This window comes from Streptomyces sp. CNP082 (genome assembly GCF_059570535.1).
Genome location: NZ_JCANSZ010000004.1, coordinates 291,127 through 314,885, shown reverse-complemented (window position 1 = coordinate 314,885; position 23,759 = coordinate 291,127). Strand labels below are relative to the sequence as shown.

Genomic DNA, 23,759 nt, shown 5'->3' with positions numbered 1-23,759 from the left:
GATTGGACAATCCTGCCGTATCTCTGCCATACCTTGCTGGGTCGGCCGACCCGTCGAGAGTGAAGCGAGGAAGGGCATTGAGCACGCAGGGCGCCGGGAGCACCTCGGACAAACAGGGCGTCATCGCCGGGTTCAAGCAGTTCCTGATGCGCGGGAACGTGATGGAACTCGCGGTCGCCGTCGTCGTCGGCGCCGCATTCACGAGCATCGTGAACGCGGTGGTGAAGGGCGTCATCAACCCCGTCGTCGGGATCTTCGGCTCGAAGAACCTCGACAAGTACCACTCGTGCTTCAGCGATGTCTGCACGACGAGCCCGGAGGGAGAGGTCACCGAGGGCGTCGCGATCCTGTGGGGCCCGGTGCTGAGCGCCACGCTGACGTTCGTGATGACGGCGGCCGTCGTCTACTTCGCGATGATCCTGCCGATGAACAAGCTCAGGGAGCGGCAGGCGGCGAAGGCGCCGGCCGAGGAGACTCCGGTGGAGCCCACGGAGATCGAGCTGCTGACGCAGATCCGCGACGAGCTGGTGGCCCGGCGCAACGGGGTGCCGCCGAGCCGCGACGGCGGCACACTGCCGACGCAGAGGTAGGGCTGCGGGCGGCCGTCCAGGAGTTGCGGGACCGGACCGGGGCAGGGCCCCCGGGCGGGGACCGGGCAGGACCGTGACGGGCCCGCGCGGGATCAGATGTGGTGCGGCGGCTTCTCGTCGAGGAAGCGGGCCAGATCGGCGGCGCTCCCCTCGGCGGCGGGCCGCTCCCCCCAGCCCTCGTCGGTGTCGTCCCGGCTCGGCTGCGTCAGCGGATCGTCGAAGACGAGCGGGTTCTCGGGCGCGGTACTCATGCACCCCAGGGTACGCGGCAGCCCCCGCCGGTGGGCGGGCCGTACGGGCGCGGTTTCGGTGCCGCCCGGCGCGGCTAGGGTGCGGGCATGAGCGTGGACGGGATCACGGATGTGGCGGGGGTGCGCGTCGGGCACGCGTCGCGGGCCGGGGACGGGTGGCTGACCGGGACCACGGTGGTGCTCGCTCCCGAGGGCGGCGCCGTCGCGTCCGTCGACGTACGCGGTGGCGGACCCGGCACGCGGGAGACCGACGCCCTGGACCCGCGCAACATCGTGCAGCGGGTGGAAGCGGTGGTGCTCACGGGCGGCAGCGCGTACGGGCTGGCCGCCGCCTCCGGCGTGCTGACCTGGCTGGAAGAACAGGGCCGCGGCTTCCGGGTGGGGCCCGACCCGGCGCAGGTGGTCCCGGTGGTGCCGGCGGCGGCCCTGTTCGACCTGGGCCGCGGCGGCGACTTCCGGGCCCGCCCCGACGCCGCGATGGGCCGAAAGGCCGCCGCCGCGGCGGCGGCCTCGGCGCCCGGCGCCCCCGTCGCCGAGGGCAACGTGGGCGCGGGCACGGGCGCGGTGTGCGGGGCGATGAAGGGCGGGGTCGGCTCGGCGAGCGTCGTGCTGCCGTCCGGCACCACGGTCGCCGCGCTGGCCGTCGTCAACGCCGCCGGCTCCGGCGTCGACCCGGCCACGGGGGCGCTCTACGCCGAGCTGTACGGCGATGCCGGCGGCACCGTGGACGATCCCGCGAAGCCCGGCGGGGCAAGGGGTGGGGATGGGGGGCGGGGGGTCCCCCCCGAGGGTTCTCCGAGGGGTCGTGCGGGGGGTCCTGCGGAGAGCCGCGCGGTCGCCCCGGTGCCCGTGGGAGGCCGGCCGGCGGCGGAGGTGCATGCTGCCGCGGTGCGGCGGCTGGCCGCGGCCCGGGAGGAGACCGCGCGGCGGTTCGCCGTCTCGGCCCGGCCGCCGCTGAACACCACCCTGGCCGTCGTCGCCACGGACGCCGCGCTCGGCAAGGCGCAGGCGCAGAAGCTGGCCGGTGCCGCGCACGACGGCCTGGCCCGCGCCGTACGCCCCGCGCACCTGCTCTCCGACGGCGACACCGTGTTCGCCCTGGCCACCGGCGCCCGGCCGCTGCTGCCCCCGGGCGATGTCGCCGCCGACCCGGCGTTCGCGGTGCACCAGGAAGCCGGCGCCCTCAACGAGGTGTTCGCGGCCGGGGCGGACACCCTGACCCGCGCCATGGCCAAGGCGCTCCGCGCCGCCGAGAGCATCGAAGGACCGGGCGGCGTCTTCCCGTCGTACAGCGACCTCTACGGCCCTCGCTGACGGCAGTTCTCGACGTCGCACCTCCGGCGTCAGTCGGCGGGTAGCCGCGCGCGATCCGGCTGGTGATGTCTCGCGCTGCCCACCCCGCCACGCCCTCCGCGTCGGCGAGTTGCTGCAGGAGCACCACCACGGCACGCGCCTCCGAAGCTGTCAGCAGCGGCTCACATGCTTCCGGTGCGTCTGCGCCGAGCCACTCCTGCAGCCAAGCCTCGTCGCTGATCGTCATACCCGGAACAACGCGCCCCGGGCGGAAGGTCACCCAAGGGGAGGTTCAGCGGGGCATGTTCGCGGTCCCAGCCGGCGTGGACAGGAACTCACGCGCGCCGCGCAGCCGGGTACGGAGCACACTCAGGGCAGCGCTGCTGTCCAAGCGGATGTCCTGTGCTCCGGAAGTGCCGGTGTCCGCCCGCCGGCCGGCGGGCAGGGCCGCGGCGTCGAGGCCGTCGCGGCGCGCGATCAGCAGGCCGAGTTCGCGTCGGCTGACCGCGTCTGGCCCGGCTGCGTGACGGACGCCGGAGTGCGCGGAGGACGCGAGTTCCAGTATCGCGGCGGCGAGGTCCGAGACGTGCACCGGGCAGCGGATGTCGTCGGTGAACAAGGGCCCGGCGGCTCGTCCGGCGGAGAAATCATGGACGAGCTTCTCGTGCTTGGAGCCGCCGTCCCCGATGATCAGTGAGGTTCGGACGATGAGGGCGGCGGGGCTCACCAGGCGGACCGCGGTCTCGGCCGCGGCTTTCGCGGCGCCGTACGAAGTGATCGGATCAGGTGTCGCGGCCTCGTCGTAGATGGTCTGCGCGCCGGAGAACACCGCGTCGCTCGACACATGAACCAGCCGGACTCCTCGGTCGACGGCAGCAACCGCGAGCCGGCCGGGGCCTTCGGCGGTCGTCGCCCAGTCGCCTCGCCGCGCGGCTGCGTTGATCACCAGTCGTGGCCGCGCCTTGTCGAGCACCACGGCAATGTCGTCGGGATTGCGAACGTCGAGCGGGACCAGTCGATATCCGGGAGGGGCCCGGGGGTGGTCGTAAAGGTGCCGGTGACGGTGTGCCTGGAGGCTGCCGCCTGCCGTGCGAGTTCTCCGCCGAGGAAGCCGCTGGGGAACATCCCGGGCCACAGTTTCCGTCCGGCGTCGAGTGCTGCGCCGGGGTCGCCGAGGGCCCAGTGGACGCCGACGGCGTACAGCTCGACCTGGGCGGGGGAAACGGGAAACACCCTGCCGGGCGGCGGCATTGCCGGCAGGGCGCGGGCGGCTCTCCTCGCCTCGGTGATCATCGCGAGGGCCTGGCCGCGGTCGTCGGCGTGCGCCGCGTTGTACGCGGCGGTGCAGAGCATCTGGGCATATGCCGCGGCCGCTCTCGGGGTGGTGGGGTGCGTCTCGTTGGGCAAAACTCGGGCCAGGTGGGCGATTTGATCCGGTTTTGAGGGTGGAGTACCGCGCATTTGTCACGGTGACGTTCACCGGGGCGGGCTGGATGGCGACTGGAGCGCTCCGAGGGGTCAGGGTGTCGCCGACGGCAGTGCGAGCGTCGTCCGTGCCGGGAGCCGATAGATGTCGATCCGGGTGACCAGGCCGTTCCGGACGGTGACGTCGATGGTCGCCAGTGCGTGGCCGCCCGGGGCGATGACGTGGGCTGGTCTGCCGGCGAGGAGCAGGCGGGTCGTGGCGCGGATCCTGGTGGTGAGGTGTGCCGTCTCACGGGCCACCGCGGCGGCGCCGGTGACGACGGCCGGTGCGCCGGGCGGCAGGAGTGCGGGGTCCGCGGTGCGTACGCAGGTGTCGCTCATCAGGGAGAGCAGGCGGTCGAGATCGCCGCCGGCAGCGGCGGCGAGGAAGGCGTCGACTACGGCGGAGTCGGCGGGCGTGGCCGCGGGTGCGGGCTCGCGTCCCCCGATGCGTCCGCGGGCCCGGCTGGCGTGCTTCTTCGCGTTGGCCGGGCTGGTGCCGAGGATCTCCGCCACCTCGCGGAACGGCACGGCGAAGAGGTCGTGGAGGACGTAGGCCACGCGCTGCGGAGGCGTCAGGCGGTCGAGGACCACCAGCAGGGCGCGGGAGACCTGCTCTCGCCGTACGTAGTGCTCGTCCGCCGCGAGCCGCCCGTCGGGGAGCACGTCGGCGAGCAGGGGTTCCTCGCGGCGGCGCTGCCGCGTGCGCAGGTGGTCGAGGCAGACCCGGGTGAGTACGGTCGTCAGCCACGCTGCCGGGTTGCGAAGGTCGCCGGGGGCCGCGGCCGATGCCTTGAGCCAGGTGGTCTGCACGGCGTCTTCGGCGTCGTGCAGGGAGCCGAGCAGCCGGAACGCCAACGCCGTCAACTGCGGCCGGGCCGCTTCGAACTCCGCAACCGGTACCACCGGGTGTCACCTTTCCTCGGCAGGAGACGTCGGGGGGACGAGATCACCACTCTCACGTCCGCATGCTCACCAGCCGAGAAAGTCTTCCGCCCATGAGCGTACACACCGCCCTGTTCCGGACCGCCGTGATCGCGTGCATCGCGGCGAACACGTTCATCGCCTTCGCCGACTACGCCAAGGCGGAGTTCGTGCTGAAGAACTCCGCCGAGACCCGTGTGCCGCCCGGTGCGCTGCCCTACCTCGCGGCGCTGAAGCTGGCCGGCGCGGCCGGGCTCGGCGTCGGGCTGATGGGGGTGCCCTGGCTCGGCCTCGCCGCCGGCGCCGGTCTGACCCTGTTCTTCGTCGGTGCGCTCGCCGCCCACGTCAGGGCGCGGGTCTTCTGCAACATCGCGTTCCCGGGGCTCTATCTGCTCCTTGCGCTGGCGTCCGCCGCCTGGATGGCCGATGAAGCGGCCGGCGCGTGACCCCGCCCCGCGGGCATGGGCCCGCGGGCGTGGGGGAGCCCCCGGCGCCGGGGGGAGACACCGAGGGCTGCTGTGGGGCGGCGTTACGCCGCTGATTCGAAGCCCGTGTCGCGGGCGAGCTTCTTCAGCTCGACCAGCGCGTGCTTCTCGATCTGCCTGATCCGCTCGCGGGTCAGGCCGTGCTGCTTGCCGACCTCGGTCAGCGTGCGCTCGCGGCCGTCGTCGATGCCGTAGCGCGCCTTGATGATCGACGCCGTGCGCGGCTCCAGCCGGCCGATGAGGTCTTCCAGCTCCTCGCGGCGCATCATCACCAGCACGGAGTCCTCCGGCGAGTCCGCGCCGGTGTCCTCCAGCAGGTCGCCGAACTGGGTCTCGCCCTCGTCGTCGACCGACATGTTGAGGCTGACCGGGTCGCGGGCCCAGTCGAGGACGTCCGTCACGCGCTCGGGCGTCGAGCCCAGCTCGGCGGCGACCTCGGCGGGCTCCGGCTCGCGGCCGTGCTCGCGGTTGAACTCCCGCTGCACGCGCCGGATCCGGCCCAGTTCCTCGACGAGGTGGACCGGCAGCCGGATCGTCCGGGACTGGTCGGCGATGGAGCGGGTGATGGCCTGGCGGATCCACCACGTGGCATACGTGGAGAACTTGAAGCCCTTCTTGTAGTCGAACTTCTCGACTGCGCGGACCAGGCCGGCGTTCCCCTCCTGGATCAGGTCGAGGAGCGGCAGCCCGCTGCGCGGGTAGCGGCGGGCGACGGCGACGACCAGGCGGAGGTTCGAGCGGATGAACAGGTCCTTGGCGCGGTCGCCCTGGGCCACGATCGCTTCGAGTTCCTCGCGGGTCGCCGACGCGCTCGGCGCGTCGACCGCCTCGGGCTTCGCCTCGCCGGCGAGCAGCTTCTCGGCGTAGACGCCGGCCTCGATGTCCAGGGAGAGCTCGACCTCCTTCGCGGCGTCGAGCAACGGTGTCCGCGCGATCTCGTCGAGGTACATCCCGACGAGGTCGCGGTCCGCGATCTCGCCGCTCTGGGCGCGGGCGGCACGAGCGCCGCGGGCGCTGCTTGCCGCGCCGGCCGGGGTTTCGGCCTGGCGGCGGGCGACGGCACGGGTTGCCATGCGTACTCCCTTGCGAGTGAGTTCCGGTGTCCGTTTCACCCTGTCCAACGGCGAGAATCCGGACAGAATTCCCCTCAGGTGCCCCGATTTTCGGGATCTTGCAGTATGCTGCCCCGCCTCACGGCAGGCTCGGGCGCCGTACGGAGCGCCGTACGGGTCGGAGAGTGCCTGGTCAGGACCGGCGGGCGGCGGCTGTGAGCGCCTTGGGCCGGTGTCGGCCGCCGCGGGATCGTGAGATGCCCGTCACCTTCGCCATCGTGGCCTTCCCCCCTGGGCGGCGCCGTCCTGGGCCGCCCTTCCCCTGTGAAGACGGCGCGCACGGCCTTCTGGTTGCTCCCGCGGCCGGAAAGTGCGGGTGGGGCGCCTCAGGCCGGGTGCCTGGGACCGCAGACCTACGGGGACCTAGGGCCCGCGGCCGTTACGGACCGGGCGGCGGCGCACGTAGCGTCCCCGGCATGGAGACGAGCCGACAGGACACGAAGACGGGCCCGGGCGGCACCCCGGACGACAGCGGGGTGCTCGACGAGGCCCTGGAGCGGCTGCACGCCGCCGGCCCCGAGCGGCAGGGCTGGCTGACCAACCACGGGCCGATGGCCGTGGAGGCCCTGGTGCACGGCGACCGGGCGGCCACGGTGCACCGCTGGCTGGACCGCTACCGCGACAAGCTGGAGGACATGCCGCCGGAGACCCGGCCCATCGACCCCGCCGCCTGGCAGGAGGCGCTCGGCGATCCGGAGCGGCTCGGCGACTGGCCGGCGTACTTCACGCGCGAACTGGCGGCCCGCCCGTGGCGCGAGGTGCTGGCCGAATGGTGGCCGCGGCTGCTGCCCGGGCTGGCCGGCGCCGCCACGCACACCGTGATCCGCGCGGGTCATGCCGTACGGACCCTGCAGGACACCGAGGCCGCCGGCCTGACCGCCACCGGGCCCCGCGTCACCGAGCTGGCGCACGCCCTGGGCTACTGGGCGGCCCGCTACGCCCGCCTGCCCAGCGCCCCCGTCCCCGCCGGCACCGCGGGACCGGACGCCGCGCTGGCCGCCGTGCCCGCGGTGCCCGCGCAGTCCGGCGGCATCCGCGCGCGGCTGGCGCAGCTCACCGGGGAGTCGACGCCCGGCTGGCCGGCGGCGGTGAGCGCCCTGGCCCCGGCGGACAGCCCCGAGAAGGCCCGCGAGGCGCTGGCCGGGCTGGTGCGGGCGGCGGTCCACCGCTATGCGGCGTACGGCCACGGCGAGCCGGTGATGCTGGTGCACGCGGCGACCGCGCCGAACGCCGTGCTCCGCGCCCTGCCCGCGCTCCCCCGCGACCTGTGGGTGCCCAGCTACGCCGCCGCGTGGGCGGCGAGCGCCGCCGTCACCGCCGCGTACGGGCCGGCAGGACCGCTGCCCCCGGAGCGCGTCCCCGCGCCGCCGGCCGGGGGTGCGGCGGAGGTCGCGGAGGAGCTGCTGACCCGGGCGGCGGCGCACGGCGACGAGCACACGATCAAGTTCGTGGACACCGCGCTGGACGTCGGCGACGACACCGCGCGGGTCGCCGCGCTGCAGTCCGTCGCGCTCATCGACCCGGCGTTCTGACGCCCCCGGGGCCGGGCGTCAGCCGAACTGGAGGGAGCGCTTGGCGAGCCCCATCCAGAAGCCGTCGATGACGCTGCGCTGGGTGGGCAGGTCGTCCTCCGCGGCGCCGAGGGTGACGAACAGCGGGGCGAAGTGCTCGGTACGGGGGTGGGCCAGCCGGCCGGCGGGCGACTTGTGCGCGAAGTCCAGCAGCGCGTCCACGTCCTGCGCCGCCAGCGCCTCGCGGCCCCAGGCGTCGAACTCCGCGGACCACGCCGGCGGCCCGTCGCCGGTGTGCCGCAGCGCGGCGAGGTTGTGGGTGAAGAAGCCGCTGCCGACGATCAGCACGCCCTCCGCGCGCAGCGGCGCGAGCCGGCGGCCGAGGGCGAGCAGCCGCTCCGGGTCGAGGGTCGGCATGGAGAGCTGCAGCACGGGGATTTCGGCGTCCGGGTACATCTCCACCAGCGGCACGTACGCGCCGTGGTCGAGGCCGCGGTCGGGGAAGTCCTGCACGCCGTCACCGGGGGTGCGCAGCAGCTTGCGTACGGACTCGGCCAGCTCGGGGGCGCCGGGGGCGGGGTAGCGGACGCGGTAGTAGTGCTCGGGGAAGCCCCAGAAGTCGTAGACCAGCGGGACGGTGGCGGTGGCGCCGAGGGCGAGCGGGGCCTCCTCCCAGTGCGCGGAGACCACGAGGACGGCGCGCGGGCGGGGCAGGCCGGCGGCCCAGGCGGCGAGTTCGGCGGGCCAGACGGGGTCGTCGGCCAGCGGCGGGGCGCCGTGGGAGAGGTAGAGCGCGGGCATGGTGGGCACGGTGGGTCACCGCCTTCCGGTCCCGCGGCAGTGCTCGTCCCGGGACCTAAAGTTTAGACTTCAACCATACTCGCACTCCCGGGCGCCCGGGGCCCCCGGCGCAGACAGAGCGCAAGGCATCGCGCAGGCATCGCGCAGACACAGCGAAGGCCCCTTTCCGTCCCGCGGAACGGAAAGGGGCCTTCACTCAGCCCTGAACTCTCCCTTGAGTCAGTGCATCAGCCCGGTCAGTGGACCATCACCGGCGCCTGCACCTTGTCCTCCGCGCCCGTGCCGTCGACGGCCTTCTCGTGCCCCGACTGGGCCCGGGCCGTGACGAGCGTGTACGCGATGGCGGCGGAGACCACCAGGATGCCGACCGCCCACCAGATCGCCGTCGAGTAGCCGTGTACGGCCGCGGAGTTCGCGAAGCCCGTACGGCCCAGGCTGCGGGCCTCGGCGGCGTGCGAGGAGATCCAGTCGTTGGTGGCGCTGGCCGCGATGGTGTTGAGCAGCGCGGTGCCGATGGCGCCGCCGACCTGCTGCGAGGTGTTGACCATCGCCGACGCGACGCCGGAGTCGCGCGGCTCGACACCGTAGGTGGCCAGGGACATGGCCGGCATGAACGCCGTGCCGAGCCCGAGGCCGAGCAGCACGAGGGCGGGCAGGACGACCGCGGCGTACGAACTGTCGGGCTCTATCTGCGAGAGCAGGCCCATGCCGAGCGCGCCCGTGAGGAAGCCGGGCACGAGCAGCAGCCGCGGCGGCACGCGGGTCATCAGCCGGGCGCCGATCTGCGTCGAGCCGGTGATCATGCCCGCGATCATCGGAAGGAACGCGAGCCCGGTCTTGACCGGGGTGTAGCCCTTCACGATCTGCAGGTAGTAGGTGAGGAACAGGAAGACGCCGAACATCGCGATGATCGCGAGGCCGAGCGACAGGTAGACCCCGCCGCGGTTGCGCTCAAGCAGGACGCGCAGCGGCAGCAGCGGGTTCCGGACCCTCGACTCCACCGCCACGAACGAGGCCAGCAGCACCACGGACGCGGCGAACATGACCAGCGTCAGGGTGTCGGTCCAGCCGGCGGACTCGGCCCGGGTGAAGCCGTACACCAGCGCCACCAGACCGGTGGTCGCCAGCAGCACGCCCGGGATGTCGAGCGAGGACCGGTTCCGGCTGCCCTTCGGGTCGTGGATGACGGCCGCGGCGCCGAAGATGGCGACGGCGGCGAACGGGATGTTCACGAAGAACGTCCAGCGCCAGTCCAGGTACTCGGTCAGCACGCCGCCGAGGATCATGCCGACGGCACCGCCGCCGCCGGCGATGGCGCCGTAGATGCCGAACGCCTTGGCGCGCTCCTTGCCCTCGGTGAAGAGGACGGCGAGCAGCGACAGCGCGGCGGGCGCGAGCAGCGCGCCGAAGACGCCCTGCAGCGCACGGGCGCCGAACATCATGACCTGGCCGGTCGCGGCGCCGCCGAGCGCGGAGGCGAACGCGAAGCCGGCGAGGCCGGTGATGAAGGTGCGCTTGCGGCCCCACAGGTCGGCGATGCGACCGCCGAAGAGCAGCAGGCCGCCGAAGGCGAGCGCGTAGGCCGTGATGACCCACTGGCGGTTGCCGTCGGAGATGCCGAGGTCCTCCTGCGCGGAGGGCAGCGCGATGTTCACGATGGTCGCGTCGAGGACGACCATCAACTGGGCTACAGCGATGAACGCGAGGGCTTTCCAGCGCCTCGGATCCGGCTGCAGAGCCGTTTCTGGCATGGGGGTACCCACCATTCGAGTTCAGGGTTGATCGATGTACTGGTCAGGACAGGCCGGTGGTGACCACCGTGCAGGATCCGGAAGAACCGGAAGAGTCAGAAGAAGATCGAAGAAGAAGAGTCTCGGTGATCACAACAGACTCACCGCCAGCGGATCACCTCATTTACGTGCCCTTCTCCAGCAGACTCTCCAGGGTGGCTGCCCTGCCGGACAGCGTTGACCTGGCAGGATTCAGCAGCCCGTCGAGGAACAGGTCCAAGTGCCGGTGCATGTACGTGTCGAAGGCCACACTGCATCGCACACCGGGCAGGGGCCGGGTGAGCTGGGCGAGCGCGACCATCAGGTCACCGATGCCGACGTCCGTGCGGAGGGTGCCCTCGGCGCGGGCCCGCGCCATCAGGCTCTCCAGCGCGCCGTCGAGCCGCGCGCGGGTGGCGGCCACCTCGGGCGCCGTGGGGTCGATGCCGTCGGTGAGGAGCGAGCACAGCGAACCGATCCGTTCGTCGGCGCCCCGGTGCACGAAGTCCCGCAGCGCCGCGAACGCCTCGGTGTCCGCGGCGAGCGCGGAATCCGCCAGCTCCGCGATGCGGCGCATGGATTCCAGGGTCACCTGGAGGATGAGCTCGCGGCGGTCGGCGAAGTGCCGGTAGACCGTCGCGTTGCCGACGCCGGCGCGGCGGGCGATCTCGTCGAGCGGGACGTCGGAGCCCCACTCCACGAACGCCTCCCGCGCTGCGCCGATGATGCGTTCGCGGTTGCGGGAGGCGTCCGCACGCAGCCGCGGCTGCGTCTGCTCGGGGAGCGTGGCGCCCTTGCCCGTGCCCATGGTTGCCTCCCTGTGGCTTCCGGGGAATCACTCCCCGCTTGCGTTCGACACCTGCTAAACGGGGAAGCACTCCCCGCTATTTCCCGGCTTCGCTGTGATCTGCGCCACGAGGACCCCGGGCCGTGGGCCGCGGGCCGGACGCGCTGGCGCCCCGGCGCCGGTATCCGCCCCGGCACCGATAACTTGGGGCACGTACCGTCTTCCGCTCCAGACTCGGAGGCTGACCGCCATGGCAACCACCCGCACTGCGAAGACCCACTGGGAGGGCAACCTGCTTGAGGGCAAGGGGACCGTCGCCCTCGAGTCCTCCAAGATCGGCACGTACGACGTGAGCTGGCCGGCCCGCTCCGCCGAGCCCGGCGGCAAGACCAGCCCCGAGGAGCTGATCGCGGCGGCGCACTCGGCGTGCTACTCCATGGCCTTCTCGCACGGCCTGGCGGGCAAGGGCCACACGGTCGAGGCCCTCGACACCAGCGCCGACGTGACCTTCCAGCCCGGCGAGGGCATCACCGGCATCGTGCTGACGGTGCAGGCGAAGGTGCCGGGGCTGTCCGAGGAGGAGTTCCAGGCCGCCGCCGAGGACGCCAAGAAGAACTGCCCGGTGAGCCAGGCGCTGGCGGGCGTGAAGAACATCACGCTCAACGCCACGCTGGTCTGAGCCGGGGCCGTACGCAGCCTCCGGCCCGGCTCCGCAGGTGCCGGGCCGGGGCGCGGCTCTCCGGGCACTCCCGCACCGTGCCCGGAGCGCCGGCCGGTCAGGGAGTGTCCGACGGGTCCGGTGAGGTGGAGTCGTCCGGGCACGGGGACGTGCCGGGGTCGTCGGGGCTGGGCGAGGGGGACTCGCCCGGGTCGGCGGAGCAACTGTCGCCGGGGTCCGGGTCACCGGGGTCGCCCGTGTCGCCGCCGGAGTCACCGCCGGAGTCGCCGGAGCCGCCGGTCTCCCCCGGGTCGCTGGGGCTGGGCCCCGGGCTCGGCTCGCCGCCGCCGGAGTCGCCTTCGCCGCCCGAGTCGCCCGTGCCGCCGGAGTCGCCCGTACCGCCCGAGTCACCGGTACCGCCGTCATCACCCGTACCGCCGGAGTCTCCGGAGTCTCCGGAGCCGCCGGAGTCGCCCGTACCGCCCGAACCGCCGTCCGTCGGGCTCGGCTTCGGCCCGACCTGGATGCCGCCGCCCGTCCCGTCAGAACCGACGCCCGGCGTCTTGCGGCTGCCCTTCTCCGGTACGGAGCCGGCGTTGCCAGCGCCGTCGCTGTCCGGCAGCACACCCGTCCCGTCCGGCACCGCGTGCACGCCAGAGCGGTAGAACCCGAGCCAGGCCAGCACGGTGTTGAGGTAGTCCCGCGAGTAGTTGTAGCTCAGGATCGCCCGGTCCAGATCCGCCGCGACCGTCAGGTCCCGCGCGCCCGCGCACAGGTAGTGGCCGGCCGCCTGCGTCGCGTCGAAGACGTTGTCGGGGTCCGAGCGCCCGTCGCCGTTGCCGTCCGCGGCCCACGACGCCCAGGTCGACGGGATGAACTGCATCGGCCCCACGGCCCGGTCGAAGCCGGTGTCGCCGTCGTACCGGCCGCCGTCGCTGTCGGCGATGTGCGCGAAGCCGTCACCGTTGAGCACCGGCCCGAGGATGGGGGTGAGCGTGGTGCCGTCCGCGTCCACCGCGCCGCCCCGGGCGTGCCCGGACTCCACCTTGCCGATGGCGGCCAGCAGTTCCCACGGCAGCCGGCAGCCGGGGTCGCTGGCCGCGAGCCGCCGCTCCGCCTGCCGGTACGCGGCCAGCACGGTCGCCGGGATGCCCGACTGCTGCTCGATCACGGCGGGCGGCGTCGGCTCCGTGCTGACGACCGGGTCCATGCCCCGCAACGGCGGGATCTCGGTGTGGTACTGGCCGTCGCCCGGCGTGCCGGGCGGCAGCACGGGCACCGTGTCCAGCCGGTCCTGCGCCCCGCCGTCTGCCGCCCGGCCGGCGGGCTCGTCACCCGGGGCCTGCGAGGCGGTCAGCGCCACCATCGCCGCCGCCGCGAGCGCCGCCGTCGCCACGCTGTGGCGCATCCTCCTGAGTGAAGCCATGGACCTGCCTCCCGGCGGAAGTCGTGGGGTGTGGGGGGTGCCGTCGCGTCAGCCGAAGGTGTCGATGTTCGAGATCCGCCACCTGTCGCCGTCCTTCACCGCGTCCACCGCGACCATCGCGGCACCGTACGACGTCTCGTCCGTGTCCGTACGGGTGTTGCGCTGGTCGGCGAAGACCAGCACGCGGGCCGCGTCGTCGCCGGCCAGCTCCACCGCCGAGTCGGTCACGGTGGTGGTGAGGACGAGCTTCTGCGCCGGGGCCTGCTCGCGGACGTCCGCGAGCATCTGCCGGTGCTGGCCGACGGCCTTGCCGGTGAGGTACGTACGGGCCGCCTTCCGGTTCTCGTCGAGGTCGGTGTAGTCGACGGAGAACACCGCCTCCACCGCCTCGCCGACGCTGCCCTTGACCTCGCTGGTCAGCGGCGCGTCCACGAGAGCGGCGTTGCCGGCGGCCGGGTCGTCGCCGCCGCTCGCCCGCACGGCCGCGTAGGCGGCGAAGCAGCCGAGCAGCACGGCGGCGGCGCCCAGCGCCGCGGCAAGCCGCCCGCCGCGCGGCGCCGTTGCGGAGCCGGCGCCGCGCTCCCCGGTGCCGCGCCGCGGCCGGCGGGACGCGGCCGGTTCCTGCTTCCCGGCGGGCTCCCCCGGGCGGGCGGCGGGCCGGGGCGCGGGCCGGGGGCGGGGCCTGGCCCGTACGGCGGACGCGGGCTGCCGACGGCCCGCCGCGGGGGCACCCTCGGCGGCGCCTGCGGCGGGGGGTGTGGGTGCGGTGCGGCGGCGCCGGTTGATCAGGTGGCGGGTGGTCGACATCTGTGCGGTCCTCTCCGGAAGTTCACTGTCCGGCTTCGCCGGCCCGGCCCGAGTCCGGGCCCGATCCCTGGGCTGCTCCCCGGGCTGCGCCCTGGTCTGCGCCCTGACCGGAGCCCGGGTCCGGGCCCCTGCCCGCGCTCGCGTCCCCGCCCGCGGACTCGCCCGTCGGCGCCTGCCCGAGTGCGCTGAGCTTCCAGCCGTCGCCGGTACGGGTGACCTCGCCGAGCATCCGGCTCTCCTTGGCCTGCGGCTTCTCCCCCGGCGCGGCAACCGTGACCCGGACCGCGACCAGCACGTCCGCCCGGCCGGCCCGGTCGTCCAGCTCGGTCAGGGCCGCCGCCAGGACCTCGGCCGTGGTCACGGTCTTCGCCGCGCGCACCTGCTCCTCGAACTCGTCGCGCCCCTGCTGGAGCTGGGCGAGGAGTTCGCCGGTGGCGGAGTCCTCCCAGCGGTCGAGCCCCTCGTCCAGCTCACGGTGGTCGAGGGTGTTGAGGTTCGTCACGGCCTGCCGGGCGGCGGCCAGCGCGTCGTCCCGGGAGGCGGCGAAGTCCGCCGCGTCGTCGTCGGCAGCCGCGTACCAGGAGGTCCCGGCCCACGCCGCGAGCACCGCCGCCAGCGCCGCCGCCACGAGGGCCAGCGCCAGCAGGGGGTTCTTCCTCAGGCTCACGTCGATCCGCCCTTTCGCTAACGGGACTTCAGGTCGGTGATGCGCCACTGCCCGCCCTGCCGCTCGGCGGTCACGGAGAGCTGCGCGCCGGCGCTGGTCGGGTCCTCGCCCTTGCGCTCGGTGATCTGGTCGAGGAAGACCAGCAGCGTGGCGTCGTCGCCGTCGAGCCGGATCACCCCGGCGCGTACGACGTGGGTCGTCAGCGTCAGCTCCTGCGCGACGACCCGCTGCTGGATCTGCCCGAAGAGCCCGCGGTACTGAACGCGGGCGCGGCCGGCGAGGAGTTCACCGGCGTCCCGTGCGGTGACGCCCGGGTCTTCCGGCGTGTACGAGAACACCTTGCTGAGCGCGTTGCTGACGGCGCCGGTGACGGCGGCGGTGCCGGTGGTGTCGGTCAGCGCCCGGTTGGCCACCGCGTCGTCGCCGTTGAGGCGCGCGGCCTGGACGAGGAGTCCGGTGCCGGCGAGGAGCAGCGCGACCAGCGCCGCGACGCCGCCGGCCCGCCAGCGGCGGCGGGCGGCGACCCCGGCTCTGCTGTCCCGGCTCATGTCCCGCTCCCCTCCACGGTGATCGCGGTGAGCGACGCGATCTTCCAGCCGTCCGCCGTCCGCTTGAGACCCGCCTCGAACCGCTTGCGGTCCGTACGCGCCCCGTCCGCCCCGCCGTTCGTCTCGACCCGCAGCGTGGCCAGCGCCTTCGCCGTGCCCGCGCGCGTGTCCAGCTCGGTGACGGCGGCCTCCGTGACCGTCGCGCGGGCCGTGCTGCCGGAGCGGTCGAAGGCGTCGGCGCTCGCGGCCCGCGACCGGCGCAGGTCCTCGTGGAGCGGGCCGGTGGTGGCGTCCAGCCAGCGCGCCAGGCCCGCGTCGGGGTCGGCGGCGTCGATGCTGTTGAGTGTCCCGACGTGCTCCTGGCTCGCGGCGAGCACGCGGTCGCGCTCGCGGCCGAAGTCCAGGTCGTCGCGGATCGCGGCCTCGGCGTAGCGCCAGGCGGAGAAGCCGGCGAAGGCCAGGACCAGCGCGACGGCGAGCGCGGTGACGGCGGTCCGCCGCCGCGGGGTGCCGCGGACGTCCTGCGGTCGGGTGCTCATCGCGCCTCCTCGAGGCCGAGCAGCCCGGCCATGTCGGTGGGCCCGTCGCCGACCGAGGGCAGCCCGAGCGCGCCGGGCAGGGCGCCGGGTGCCGCGCGGGTGCCCGGCCGGTCGTCGGCGAGGCCGGAGCCGGGCTGTGCGGGCTCGGGCACACCGCCGCCGCCCGGGGAGTGCGCGGAGCCGCGCACGCCCGTGCCGCTGGCGGCGGGGGCGGTGCAGCGGGCGGCGGTGTTGAAGCCCGCGGGGCTGGTCGTCAGCCCGTTGCGGTACGTCGTGGAGCCGTACCCCCGGGTGCAGGGCAGCGGGTCGAAGAAGCTGAGGGCCAGGCCGAAGCGCGCCCCGTCGGAGGTGATGGCGGTGGAGCCGGCGGCGGCCACCTGCGGCAGTTGGACGAGGAGCTGCTCCAGGCCGTCCTGCCGGGTCACGGCGATCTCCGACGTGGTGAGCAGGTTGGCCAGCAGCACGCTCAGGCTCGGGTCGAGGTCGCGCAGCAGCCCGGTGACCTGGCTCGCGGCGCCCGGCCCCGCCTCGACGACGCGGCGCAGGTCGCCGTCGGAGCGCTCCAGTTGCGCGGTCAGCTCCTCGGCGCCCTCGGCGAACTCCTTGAGCGCCTCGCCGGAGTCGTTCTGCGTGCGCAGCACCGTCTCGCCGTCGACCATGAGCCGGGTGCTGTACGGCAGCGCCTCGTCGGCGGCCTGGATGAACTCGCTGCCGGTGTCCAGGAGCCGCCGCAGGTTCTCGCCCTGCCCGGCGAAGGCGTCGCCGAGTTCGTCCACGACGGTGCGCAGCTCGGCGGTGTCGACGGCGGTGGCGAAGGAGTCGACGCTGGTGAGGAGGTTGGTGACGGGCGCGGGTGTCGCGGTGTGCTGGCGGCCGACGACGGCGCCGTCCGCCAGGTACGGGCCGGACGTGCCGGCGGGCTTGAGGTCGATGTACTGCTCGCCGACCGCGGAGTAGTTGGCGACGTCGGCCGACAGTCCGGTGGGGATCGGCGGCGCCGAGTCGCGGATCTGCAGTTCGGCCTCGACGCCCGTATCGGTCAGCTCGATCGCGCCGACCCGCCCGACCGACACCCCGCGGTAGGTGACCTCCGCGTGGGTGAACAGCCCGCCGGTCTCGGCGAGTTCGACGCGGACCGTGTAGTAGCCGCGCATGCCGACGTAGCGTCCGAGGTCGGCGTAGCGCACGCCGACGTACCCGATGACGAGCACCGCGACGACGGCGAAGACGATGTTCTTGACGATGACGGACCTGGTGATCACCGGTCCTCACCCCCGGGCGGCTGGCTGCTGCCCGGCGCCGCGGGCGACTCCGGCTCCGTGGCGGGCGGGCTGTCCGTCGGCGACGACGCCGGCGGCGTGCCGGTGCCGTCCGACGGGTCGCCGCCGGGCGGCGCGGACCCCGGGTCCTGTGTCCCGGTGCCGGCCGGCGCCGGATCGTCCGGGTCCGGGGACGCGGACGGCCCGGCCCCGGGCGCCGTGGGCGCCACGGACGGCAGCGGCAGCGGCAGCGCCAGGGCGGTGCCGGGCGGGGCGGCGAGCGGGTCGGTGGTGGTGCGCGGTCCGGTGGCGCCGGGGACGGACTCCTCGGTCAGCGGCGGGATGAGCTCCGTACCGCGGGGGGCGGTGACGTTGAGGTAGATGTTGAGGTAGTCGCCCTTGACGCCGTTCAGCACCTCGTCGGTGAAGGGGTACGTGAACAGCACCTCCAGGGAGTCCGGCAGCGTCTGCCCGGCGTCGGCGAGGTTCTTCAGCACGCGGCCCAGCGCCTCCAGGTCGGCGACCATGTCCTCCTTGCTCGCGTCGATGGTCTCCACCGCGACGTCGGAGAGCCGGTCCAGCGAGCGCAGCATGGTGACCAGCGCGCCGCGCTGCTCCTCCAGCACCTTCATGCCGGGGCTGAGGTCGTCGAGCACGACGCCGATCTCGGTCTTGCGGGTGGCGAGCGTGGCGGACAGCCGGTTGATGCTGTCGAGCGCGTCGGTGATGCCTTCCTTGTTGTCGTCGAGGCTCTTCACCAGGGTGTCGACGCGCTTGAGCATGGAGCGGACCTCCGGCTCGTTGCCGTCGAGCGCGTCGTTCAGCTCCCGGCTGATGGTGCGCAGTTGCTCGATGCCGCCGCCGTTGAGGAGCATCGACAGGGCGCCGAAGACCTCCTCGACCTCCGGGTTGCGGTTGGTGCGTGCGAGCGGGATGTCGGGTTCGCTGTCGTCGTCGGGGGCGTCGTCGGGGTCGGGGAGTACCGCCGTGGTCACGTCGCCGGGTGCGGTGCCGAGGTCGCCCGCCTGCTGCGCGTCGACCGGCTGCTTCTCCGGCGGGGCGAGGAGTTGGACGTACTTCTCGCCCAGCAGGCTCGACTGCTCGATACGGGCGTACGCGCCGGCCGGCAGCCGCACGTCGCCGTTGACCTTCATGGTGACGATGGCGGTCCACCTGTCGTCGGCGACCTCGATGCCGGTGACCCGGCCGACGGCCACGTCGTTGACCCGTACCGCGGACTGCGGCACGAGGCTCAGCACGTCCTCGAACTCGGCGGTGACCTCGTACGGGTGGTCGCCGAGGTCGGCGCCGCCGGGCAGCGGCAGGTCCTGGATGCCGGTGAACTCGACGTCGGCGCTCTCGTAGACCTCCATCACCGCGAAGGGGGAGGCGAGGACGAGCGCGGCGGCCGTGATCCCGGCGGCCGTCCTGACGCGCACTCTCATCGCCCGCCTCCCTGCTCCGGCGTGCCGTACACGTCGCCGACCGCGGGCAGCGGCAGCCCGGGCAGCTCCGCCCGCCGCTCCGCGGGCGCCGGTACGAGCCCCTCGGGGCCGGTGGCGCTGCCGCCGCCGGCGCCGGCCAGGCCGGCGTCCGGCGGGCCGCCCATGCTCAGCTCGTTGAGGTTGCCCCGGCCGTCGATGGTGCGCTTGCCGGGGTTGTACGCGCGCAGCAGGTTGTCGGTGGCCAGCGGCGCGGTGTCCAGCGCCTCGGCGAGCGAGGCCCGGTTGTCGACGAGGACGCGGGTCAGCTCGGCGAGCTTGCCGACGTTGGACTTGAGCCGGCCGCGGTTGTCCTTGATGAACCCCTGCACCTTGCCGAGCGCCCGGCCCAGCTCCTTCAGCGCCGCGGCCAGCTCGTCCTTGTCCTCGGCGAGGAAGGTGCCGACGTCGGCGAGCTGCTGCTCGGCGTCGCGCACCTGCTTGTCGTTCTGCTTGAGCATCGTGGTGAAGGACTGGAGGTTCTCGATCGTGCCGAAGAGGTCGCCGCTGCGGCCGGAGAGCGTCTGGGTGGCGTCGCCGAACCGGTCGATGCTGTCGCCGATCTCCTTGCCGTTGCCGTCCAGGTTGCGGGCGCCGGTCTCCAGCAGCCTGCTCAGCTCCCCCTCGGCGTTGGCGCCGTCGGGGCCGAGGGCGTCGCTGAGGTCGGTGAGGGAGGCGTACAGCTCGTCGATCTCCACCGGGGTCGCGGTGCGCTCGACGGGGATCTCGTCGCCGTCGGCGAGTTCGGGCCCGCCGGTGTAGGCGGGGCTGAGCTGCACGTAGCGGCCGGAGACGACGCTCGGCGCGATGACCGCCGCCTGCACGTCGGCGGGCGCCTTGACGTCGTGGTCGAGGGTCAGCTCGACGCGCACCCGGTCGCCTTCGGGTTCGACGGAGTCCACGGTGCCGACCTTGACGCCCAGGATCTTCAGGTCCGAGCCGCTGTACAGGCCCACTCCGGAGTCGAAGTACGCGGCGACCGACTTGCCGTCGGGGCCCGTCAGCGCGGTGACACCCCAGGTGCCCGCGCCCGCCAGCACCGCGGCGGTCACCAGCAGCGCGACCGCCCTGCGGCCCCCCAGCCGGCCCTCCAGCCGGCCCTCCAGCCGGCCCCGCAGCCGGCCGGCGGCGGCGCGGATCCGCCGGGCCGCGCCCGTTCCAGGCCGTGCCATCATCGGCCCCCCTTCGGCTTGGGCGGCATGCACCCGCGGCTCGGCACGACGTCCGGCGCGTACTCCTTCGGCACGATCCCGCACAGGTAGCTGTCGAACCACCGCCCGTTGCCGAGGGTGTTGCCGACCAGCCGGTAGTACGGACCGGCCGTGGCCAGCGCCTTGTCGAGGTGCTTCTCGTTGTCCTGGAGCACGCCGGTGACGCGGTCGAGCGCGTCGAGCGTCGGGCCGATCTGCTCCTGGTTCTCCGCCACCAGCCCGTCCAGCTCCCTCGCCAGGTCACGGGTGCCGGTGAAGAGGGCGTGGATCGCGTCGCGCCGGCTGCGTACCTCGGCGAGCAGGTCGTTGCCGTCCTTCAGCAGCGTCTCGAACGTCTCGTTCTGGTTCTTCAGCGTCTTGGTGATCTCGTTGCTGCCGTTCAGCAGCCGGGCCAGCTCGGCGTCCCGGGAGGAGATCGTCTGCGACAGGTCCGCCAGCCCGTTCGCCGCCTTGCGCACGTTCGGCGGGGTGTCCTCGAACGTCTCCGAGATCACGGTGAAGCTCTCCGCGAGCGCCTCGGTGTCCAGCTCGCCGACGGTGGACGACAGGTCCTGGAACGCCTGCGTGACGTCGTACGGGGACGTGGTGCGCGCCACCGGGATCGGCTGGTCGGCATCCTGCCGGGCGTCGCCCAGCGGGTCGACGGCCAGGTACTTCTCGCCGAGCAGCGTCTCGATGGCGATGGCGGCGGTGGACCGGTTCCCGATCCAGGCGTCGCGGACCGTGAAGCCGACCGCGACCCGGGGCCCGTCGAGCCCGACGGAGTCCACCTCGCCCACCTTCACGCCCGCGACCCGCACCTCGTCGCCGGAGCGCAGCCCGGCGGCCTCGGAGAAGTGGGCCGTGTACGAGGTGCCGCCGCCGACGCCGGGCAGCGCTTCTGCGCGGCAGGCCGCGAACCCGGCCAGGGCGAGGACCAGCAGCCCCACCAGCGCCACGGCGACGGGGTTGCGTTCGCGTACGGGCTTGAGCTGCGGCATCCTCATCGCTCACACCTCGGCGGCAGCACGGTGATCCCGGTGGGCGGTTCGCTGCCGTCGGACATGCTCACGCCGGTCACCCGCGCCTGGCAGAGATAGAGGTTGAACCAGGAGCCGTACGAGGACAGCCGCCCGATCGTCGCCATCTTCACCGGCGTCTGCTCCAGGAAGTCCTCCACCAGCGGCACGTTGTCCGCCAGCCGCTCGGCGACCCGGCCGACCTGGTGGATGTCGTCTTTCAGCGGGGCGCGCCCGTCGCGTACGAGACCGGCGGTGCTCGTCGTCAGGTCGCCCATGGCGTCGACGGCCTGGAAGAGCGGCTCGCGGTCGTCGGCGAAGCCGGACACCAGGTCCTGGAGGGTGACCAGCAGGTCGTTGAACTCCTTCTCGCGGGTGTTGACGGTCTCCACCACCTCGGTGAGGTTGTCGATGACCTCGCCGATGACCTGGTCCTTCGCGGCGAGCGTGGTGGTCAGCGAGCCGACGGTCTCGACGAGGCTGCCGACCGTCCCGCCCTGGCCCTGGAGCACCTGGACGATCTCGTTGGCGAGCTTGTTGGTGTCCTGCGGCGACAGCCCCTGGAACAGCGGCTGGAAGCCGTTGAAGAGCTCAGTGAGGTCGAGCGCGGGCCGGGTGCGCTCCAGCGGGATCGTGTCGCCGGGTGCCAGCGACCGGCCCACCGGGCCCTCGCCCTGCTCCAGGTCGATGTAGCGCTGGCCGACCATGTTGAGGTACTTCACCGAGGCGTTGACGGAGGCGGGCAGCTCCCGCCCCTCGCGTACGGTGAACTCCACCCGCGCGTACCGCCGTCCGCTCAGCTCGATGGACTCGACCTCGCCGACCTTCACGCCCGCCACCCGCACGCTGTCGCCCTCGACGAGGCCGGTGACGTCGGTGAAGCGGGCGCTGTAGCCGTCGGTGGGGCCGACGCCGGTGTTGGCGATGGAGAAGGCGAGCGCGGTGGTGGCGAGCGCGGTGACCACGACGAAGACGAGGGACTTGATCAGCGGCCCCGCGAGGCTTCTTCTGTTCAATTCAGCCGCACCTCCGTCCCGCGGAAGACTGGTCCGGCGAGCACGCTGGACCAGTCGGGCAGGCTGGCCGGCGGGCTCTCGGTGCCGGCCGCGAGGAGTTCGTTGACGAGCTGGTTCTCCTCCGGCGAGTTGGGCAGCCCGAGGCCGCCGTCGCCGGTGGCGAGCGTCTTCGCGGACTGCGGCCGGCCCGCCGCGGCGCCGCTGTGCGCGGGGGCGCCGGTGTACGGGACGCCGTAGCACCGCGGGCCGCCGCCGGCGTCGAAGCGCGGGGTGTCCCGGCCCGGTACATACTTGCCGCGGGCGGGCTCCACCTCGACGTCCACGTGCAGGCCGGGCTTCTTGGTGCCCTTGCCGAGGGCCTTGTCCATGACGGGCACGAAGTCGGCGAGGGTACGCAGCGTGCAGGGGAACGACGGCGCGTACTCGGCGAGCTTCTCCACCGTGGGCCGGCCGTCGGCGGACAACTGGATGATGTTCTCCTGGTTCTGCTCCAGGAAGGTGTCCAGGTCCTGCGACGTGGTCGTCAGCGTGCCGTAAAGACCGCCCAGCTCCTCGGCCTTCTCGGCGATGGTGCTGCTCGTCGTCGTCGCGTCCTGAAGCGCGTTGACCAGTTCGGGGACGGTGTCCGCGTACAGGTGGCCGAACTTGACCAGCTCGCGGATGTCGCGGTTGAGCGTCGGCAGGTGCGGGTTCAGCTCCTTCAGGTGCGCGTCCAGTCGGACGAGGGTGTCGCCGAGCTTCCGGCCGCGGCCGTCGAGCGCGTCGGCCATGGCGGTGAGGGTGGCGGACAGCTTGTCCGGCTTCACGGCGGTCAGCAGCGGCAGCACGTTGTCGAGCACCTGCTCCAGCTCGATGGCGTTCTCGCTGCGGTCCTGCGGGATGACGCTTCCCTCCGTCAGCGTCCCGGCCCCGGCGGCGCCGTCCGCGGGCGGGACCAGGGAGACGAACCGCTCGCCGAAGAGCGTGGTGGGCAGCATCTGCGCGGTCACGTCCGCGGGGATCCGGTCCAGTTGGCCGGGCTTGAGGGCGAGCGTCAGCCGGGCCGTCCGCCCGCCGTCGGCCGCGGTGATCTCCCGCACCTCGCCGACGACGACGCCGCGCATCTTCACCTCGGCGTACGGGTGCATCTCGTTGCCGACGCTGCCGGTCTCGACGGTGACGGTCGCGGTGTCGGTGAAGTCCTTGTTGTAGACGGCCACCGACAGCCACACCAGCAGCGCCATCACGAGCAGGAACACCAGCCCGGCGACCCTGCGCCCCGTCGTTTCCCACCGGCCGCTCATCCGGACACCTTCACCGTGGTCGTGGTGCCCCAGATCGCCAGGCTGAGGAAGAAGTCGGTGACGGCGATGAGCACGATCGCGGTACGCACCGAGCGCCCCACGGCGACGCCGACGCCGGCGGGGCCGCCGGTGGCGCGGAAGCCGTAGTAGCAGTGCGCGAGGATCACCATCACGCTGAAGATCAGCACTTTCAGGAACGACAGGAGCACGTCGGTCGGGGAGAGGAAGAGGTTGAAGTAGTGGTCGTACGTGCCGGCGGCCTGGTCGTTGTAGAACACCGTCACGGCGCGCGAGGCGAGGTACGAGCTGAGCAGCCCGATGCCGTAGAGCGGGATGATGGCCACGACCCCGGCGATGATGCGCGTGGTGACCAGGTACGGCATGGAGCGCACCCCCATGCCCTCCAACGCGTCCACCTCCTCGTTGATCCGCATCGCGCCGAGCTGGGCGGTGAAGCCGGCGCCGACGGTGGCGGACAGCGCGAGGCCGGCGACGAGGGGGGCGATCTCGCGGGTGTTGAAGTACGCGGAGACGAAGCCGGTGAAGGCGGCGGTGCCGATCTGGTTGAGGGCCGCGTAGCCCTGGAGGCCGACGACCGTGCCGGTGAACAGGGTCATCGCGAACATCACGCCGATCGTGCCGCCGATGACGCCGAGGCCGCCGCTGCCGAAGGCGACCTCGGCGAGCAGCCGCTGCACCTCCTTGAGGTAGCGGCGGGCGGCGCGCGGCGCCCACAGCAGGGCGCGTACGTAGAAGATGAGCTGGTCGCCGGCCTGGTCGAGCCAGGAGAGCGGGCGCTTGAGGAGCCGGCCGGGCTGCAGGCGGCGGGGGGCCGGTTCGTACTCCCCCGCCGTGCCGTCCTTCTGGGCCAGGGCCATC

24 protein-coding genes and 1 pseudogene are annotated in these 23,759 nt (G+C 73.4%); 5 read left to right on the top strand and 20 right to left on the bottom strand.

Translation table 11 applies throughout. From position 1 onward, the window contains the following. Positions 1-77 precede the first annotated feature (77 nt). On the top strand, positions 78-590 hold the full coding sequence (gene mscL, locus B124_RS05735) for a large conductance mechanosensitive channel protein MscL (RefSeq protein WP_496501534.1): 513 nt from the start codon (positions 78-80) through the stop codon (positions 588-590). A gap of 92 nt (positions 591-682) precedes the next feature. Here mscL and B124_RS05730 read toward each other — a convergent pair whose 3' ends face one another. Next, positions 683-841: a hypothetical protein gene (locus B124_RS05730; RefSeq protein ID WP_496501533.1), complete on the bottom strand. Its 159-nt coding sequence runs from the start codon at positions 839-841 to the stop codon at positions 683-685. Positions 842-928: 87 nt separating this feature from the next. Between B124_RS05730 and B124_RS05725 the strand changes: the two genes are divergently transcribed. Next, positions 929-2,155, top strand: a complete 1,227-nt coding sequence (locus tag B124_RS05725; protein WP_496501532.1) for a P1 family peptidase — start codon at positions 929-931, stop codon at positions 2,153-2,155. 271 nt (positions 2,156-2,426) lie between these two features. Here the strand turns inward: B124_RS05725 and B124_RS05720 are convergent, their stop codons facing one another. The 3 genes from B124_RS05720 to B124_RS05710 form a co-directional block, all read right to left on the bottom strand. Beyond that, positions 2,427-3,149: an SDR family oxidoreductase gene (locus B124_RS05720; RefSeq protein WP_496501568.1), complete on the bottom strand. Its 723-nt coding sequence runs from the start codon at positions 3,147-3,149 to the stop codon at positions 2,427-2,429. Further along, complete coding sequence (locus B124_RS05715; RefSeq protein WP_496501571.1) at positions 3,077-3,487, bottom strand: hypothetical protein; 411 nt, start codon at positions 3,485-3,487, stop codon at positions 3,077-3,079. Before B124_RS05715 ends, B124_RS05720 begins: the two co-directional genes overlap by 73 nt. Positions 3,488-3,652: 165 nt before the next feature. After that, positions 3,653-4,504: a sigma-70 family RNA polymerase sigma factor gene (locus tag B124_RS05710; RefSeq protein WP_496501531.1), complete on the bottom strand. Its 852-nt coding sequence runs from the start codon at positions 4,502-4,504 to the stop codon at positions 3,653-3,655. A 92-nt stretch (positions 4,505-4,596) separates the two neighbouring features. On the opposite strand from B124_RS05710, the gene B124_RS05705 reads away from it, so the two are divergent. Further along, complete coding sequence (locus B124_RS05705; RefSeq protein WP_496501530.1) at positions 4,597-4,968, top strand: DoxX family protein; 372 nt, start codon at positions 4,597-4,599, stop codon at positions 4,966-4,968. Between the two features lie 83 nt (positions 4,969-5,051). On the opposite strand, the gene B124_RS05700 is transcribed toward B124_RS05705, so the two are convergent. Beyond that, entirely contained in the window at positions 5,052-6,080 is a 1,029-nt protein-coding gene (locus tag B124_RS05700; RefSeq protein ID WP_496501529.1) for a sigma-70 family RNA polymerase sigma factor, read from the bottom strand. 455 nt (positions 6,081-6,535) lie between these two features. On the opposite strand from B124_RS05700, the gene B124_RS05695 reads away from it, so the two are divergent. Beyond that, a complete protein-coding gene (locus B124_RS05695; protein WP_496501528.1) occupies positions 6,536-7,651 on the top strand; it encodes a questin oxidase family protein in 1,116 nt (371 codons plus the stop codon). Positions 7,652-7,669: 18 nt separating this feature from the next. On the opposite strand, the gene B124_RS05690 is transcribed toward B124_RS05695, so the two are convergent. From B124_RS05690 to B124_RS05680, 3 genes are all read right to left on the bottom strand, one after another. Beyond that, on the bottom strand, positions 7,670-8,431 hold the full coding sequence (locus B124_RS05690; protein ID WP_496501527.1) for a dioxygenase family protein: 762 nt from the start codon (positions 8,429-8,431) through the stop codon (positions 7,670-7,672). 236 nt (positions 8,432-8,667) lie between these two features. Next, the gene (locus tag B124_RS05685; protein WP_496501526.1) at positions 8,668-10,182 is read right to left on the bottom strand and encodes an MFS transporter; all 1,515 of its coding nucleotides are present in this window, start codon (positions 10,180-10,182) and stop codon (positions 8,668-8,670) included. A gap of 163 nt (positions 10,183-10,345) precedes the next feature. Then, complete coding sequence (locus B124_RS05680) at positions 10,346-11,008, bottom strand: TetR/AcrR family transcriptional regulator (protein WP_496501525.1); 663 nt, start codon at positions 11,006-11,008, stop codon at positions 10,346-10,348. A gap of 229 nt (positions 11,009-11,237) precedes the next feature. Here B124_RS05680 and B124_RS05675 point away from each other — a divergent pair, with 229 nt between their 5' ends. Continuing rightward, positions 11,238-11,666, top strand: a complete 429-nt coding sequence (locus tag B124_RS05675; RefSeq protein WP_496501524.1) for an OsmC family protein — start codon at positions 11,238-11,240, stop codon at positions 11,664-11,666. A 97-nt stretch (positions 11,667-11,763) separates the two neighbouring features. Here B124_RS05675 and B124_RS05670 read toward each other — a convergent pair whose 3' ends face one another. The 12 genes and pseudogenes from B124_RS05670 to B124_RS05615 all read right to left on the bottom strand — a co-directional run bounded on the left by B124_RS05670 (position 11,764) and on the right by B124_RS05615 (position 23,758). Further along, positions 11,764-13,071 (bottom strand): lytic transglycosylase domain-containing protein, encoded by a 1,308-nt coding sequence (locus B124_RS05670; RefSeq protein ID WP_496501523.1) that lies wholly within the window; start codon positions 13,069-13,071, stop codon positions 11,764-11,766. A 48-nt stretch (positions 13,072-13,119) separates the two neighbouring features. Then, positions 13,120-13,878 carry a hypothetical protein gene (locus B124_RS05665; RefSeq protein WP_496501522.1) on the bottom strand — a complete coding sequence of 253 codons (759 nt, stop codon included), beginning with the start codon at positions 13,876-13,878 and terminating at the stop codon, positions 13,120-13,122. A 145-nt stretch (positions 13,879-14,023) separates the two neighbouring features. After that, a pseudogene (locus B124_RS05660) lies at positions 14,024-14,551 on the bottom strand (Rv1363c family protein); the annotation flags it as partial. A gap of 11 nt (positions 14,552-14,562) precedes the next feature. Then, the gene (locus tag B124_RS05655) at positions 14,563-15,093 is read right to left on the bottom strand and encodes a hypothetical protein (protein ID WP_496501521.1); all 531 of its coding nucleotides are present in this window, start codon (positions 15,091-15,093) and stop codon (positions 14,563-14,565) included. Then, a complete protein-coding gene (locus B124_RS05650) occupies positions 15,090-15,632 on the bottom strand; it encodes an Rv1363c family protein (protein ID WP_496501520.1) in 543 nt (180 codons plus the stop codon). Before B124_RS05650 ends, B124_RS05655 begins: the two co-directional genes overlap by 4 nt. Beyond that, complete coding sequence (locus tag B124_RS05645; protein WP_496501519.1) at positions 15,629-16,894, bottom strand: MCE family protein; 1,266 nt, start codon at positions 16,892-16,894, stop codon at positions 15,629-15,631. The genes B124_RS05650 and B124_RS05645 overlap by 4 nt, the downstream gene beginning before the upstream one ends. Further along, the gene (locus B124_RS05640) at positions 16,891-18,336 is read right to left on the bottom strand and encodes an MlaD family protein (protein WP_496501518.1); all 1,446 of its coding nucleotides are present in this window, start codon (positions 18,334-18,336) and stop codon (positions 16,891-16,893) included. The genes B124_RS05645 and B124_RS05640 overlap by 4 nt, the downstream gene beginning before the upstream one ends. Further along, entirely contained in the window at positions 18,333-19,544 is a 1,212-nt protein-coding gene (locus B124_RS05635) for an MCE family protein (protein WP_496501567.1), read from the bottom strand. Before B124_RS05635 ends, B124_RS05640 begins: the two co-directional genes overlap by 4 nt. Continuing rightward, positions 19,544-20,569, bottom strand: a complete 1,026-nt coding sequence (locus B124_RS05630) for an MCE family protein (RefSeq protein ID WP_496501517.1) — start codon at positions 20,567-20,569, stop codon at positions 19,544-19,546. Before B124_RS05630 ends, B124_RS05635 begins: the two co-directional genes overlap by 1 nt. Further along, positions 20,566-21,597 (bottom strand): MCE family protein, encoded by a 1,032-nt coding sequence (locus B124_RS05625; RefSeq protein WP_496501516.1) that lies wholly within the window; start codon positions 21,595-21,597, stop codon positions 20,566-20,568. Before B124_RS05625 ends, B124_RS05630 begins: the two co-directional genes overlap by 4 nt. Then, positions 21,594-22,880: an MCE family protein gene (locus B124_RS05620; RefSeq protein WP_496501515.1), complete on the bottom strand. Its 1,287-nt coding sequence runs from the start codon at positions 22,878-22,880 to the stop codon at positions 21,594-21,596. Before B124_RS05620 ends, B124_RS05625 begins: the two co-directional genes overlap by 4 nt. Next, a complete protein-coding gene (locus tag B124_RS05615; RefSeq protein WP_496501514.1) occupies positions 22,877-23,758 on the bottom strand; it encodes an MlaE family ABC transporter permease in 882 nt (293 codons plus the stop codon). The genes B124_RS05620 and B124_RS05615 overlap by 4 nt, the downstream gene beginning before the upstream one ends. Position 23,759 lies beyond the last annotated feature (1 nt).

What these genes read in the sequence shown, in the direction of transcription:
- B124_RS05655 (WP_496501521.1), bottom strand. Translation starts at nt 15,093, where the DNA reads ATGAGCCGGGACAGCAGAGCCGGGGTCGCCGCCCGCCGCCGCTGGCGG.
- B124_RS05705 (WP_496501530.1), top strand. Translation starts at nt 4,597, where the DNA reads ATGAGCGTACACACCGCCCTGTTCCGGACCGCCGTGATCGCGTGCATC.
- B124_RS05725 (WP_496501532.1), top strand. Translation starts at nt 929, where the DNA reads ATGAGCGTGGACGGGATCACGGATGTGGCGGGGGTGCGCGTCGGGCAC.
- B124_RS05615 (WP_496501514.1), bottom strand. Translation starts at nt 23,758, where the DNA reads ATGGCCCTGGCCCAGAAGGACGGCACGGCGGGGGAGTACGAACCGGCC.
- B124_RS05695 (WP_496501528.1), top strand. Translation starts at nt 6,536, where the DNA reads ATGGAGACGAGCCGACAGGACACGAAGACGGGCCCGGGCGGCACCCCG.
- B124_RS05675 (WP_496501524.1), top strand. Translation starts at nt 11,238, where the DNA reads ATGGCAACCACCCGCACTGCGAAGACCCACTGGGAGGGCAACCTGCTT.
- B124_RS05670 (WP_496501523.1), bottom strand. Translation starts at nt 13,071, where the DNA reads ATGGCTTCACTCAGGAGGATGCGCCACAGCGTGGCGACGGCGGCGCTC.
- B124_RS05690 (WP_496501527.1), bottom strand. Translation starts at nt 8,431, where the DNA reads ATGCCCGCGCTCTACCTCTCCCACGGCGCCCCGCCGCTGGCCGACGAC.
- B124_RS05650 (WP_496501520.1), bottom strand. Translation starts at nt 15,632, where the DNA reads ATGAGCACCCGACCGCAGGACGTCCGCGGCACCCCGCGGCGGCGGACC.
- B124_RS05685 (WP_496501526.1), bottom strand. Translation starts at nt 10,182, where the DNA reads ATGCCAGAAACGGCTCTGCAGCCGGATCCGAGGCGCTGGAAAGCCCTC.
- B124_RS05665 (WP_496501522.1), bottom strand. Translation starts at nt 13,878, where the DNA reads ATGTCGACCACCCGCCACCTGATCAACCGGCGCCGCCGCACCGCACCC.
- B124_RS05680 (WP_496501525.1), bottom strand. Translation starts at nt 11,008, where the DNA reads ATGGGCACGGGCAAGGGCGCCACGCTCCCCGAGCAGACGCAGCCGCGG.
- B124_RS05620 (WP_496501515.1), bottom strand. Translation starts at nt 22,880, where the DNA reads ATGAGCGGCCGGTGGGAAACGACGGGGCGCAGGGTCGCCGGGCTGGTG.
- B124_RS05640 (WP_496501518.1), bottom strand. Translation starts at nt 18,336, where the DNA reads ATGAGAGTGCGCGTCAGGACGGCCGCCGGGATCACGGCCGCCGCGCTC.
- B124_RS05715 (WP_496501571.1), bottom strand. Translation starts at nt 3,487, where the DNA reads ATGCTCTGCACCGCCGCGTACAACGCGGCGCACGCCGACGACCGCGGC.
- B124_RS05635 (WP_496501567.1), bottom strand. Translation starts at nt 19,544, where the DNA reads ATGGCACGGCCTGGAACGGGCGCGGCCCGGCGGATCCGCGCCGCCGCC.
- B124_RS05700 (WP_496501529.1), bottom strand. Translation starts at nt 6,080, where the DNA reads ATGGCAACCCGTGCCGTCGCCCGCCGCCAGGCCGAAACCCCGGCCGGC.
- B124_RS05730 (WP_496501533.1), bottom strand. Translation starts at nt 841, where the DNA reads ATGAGTACCGCGCCCGAGAACCCGCTCGTCTTCGACGATCCGCTGACG.
- B124_RS05630 (WP_496501517.1), bottom strand. Translation starts at nt 20,569, where the DNA reads ATGAGGATGCCGCAGCTCAAGCCCGTACGCGAACGCAACCCCGTCGCC.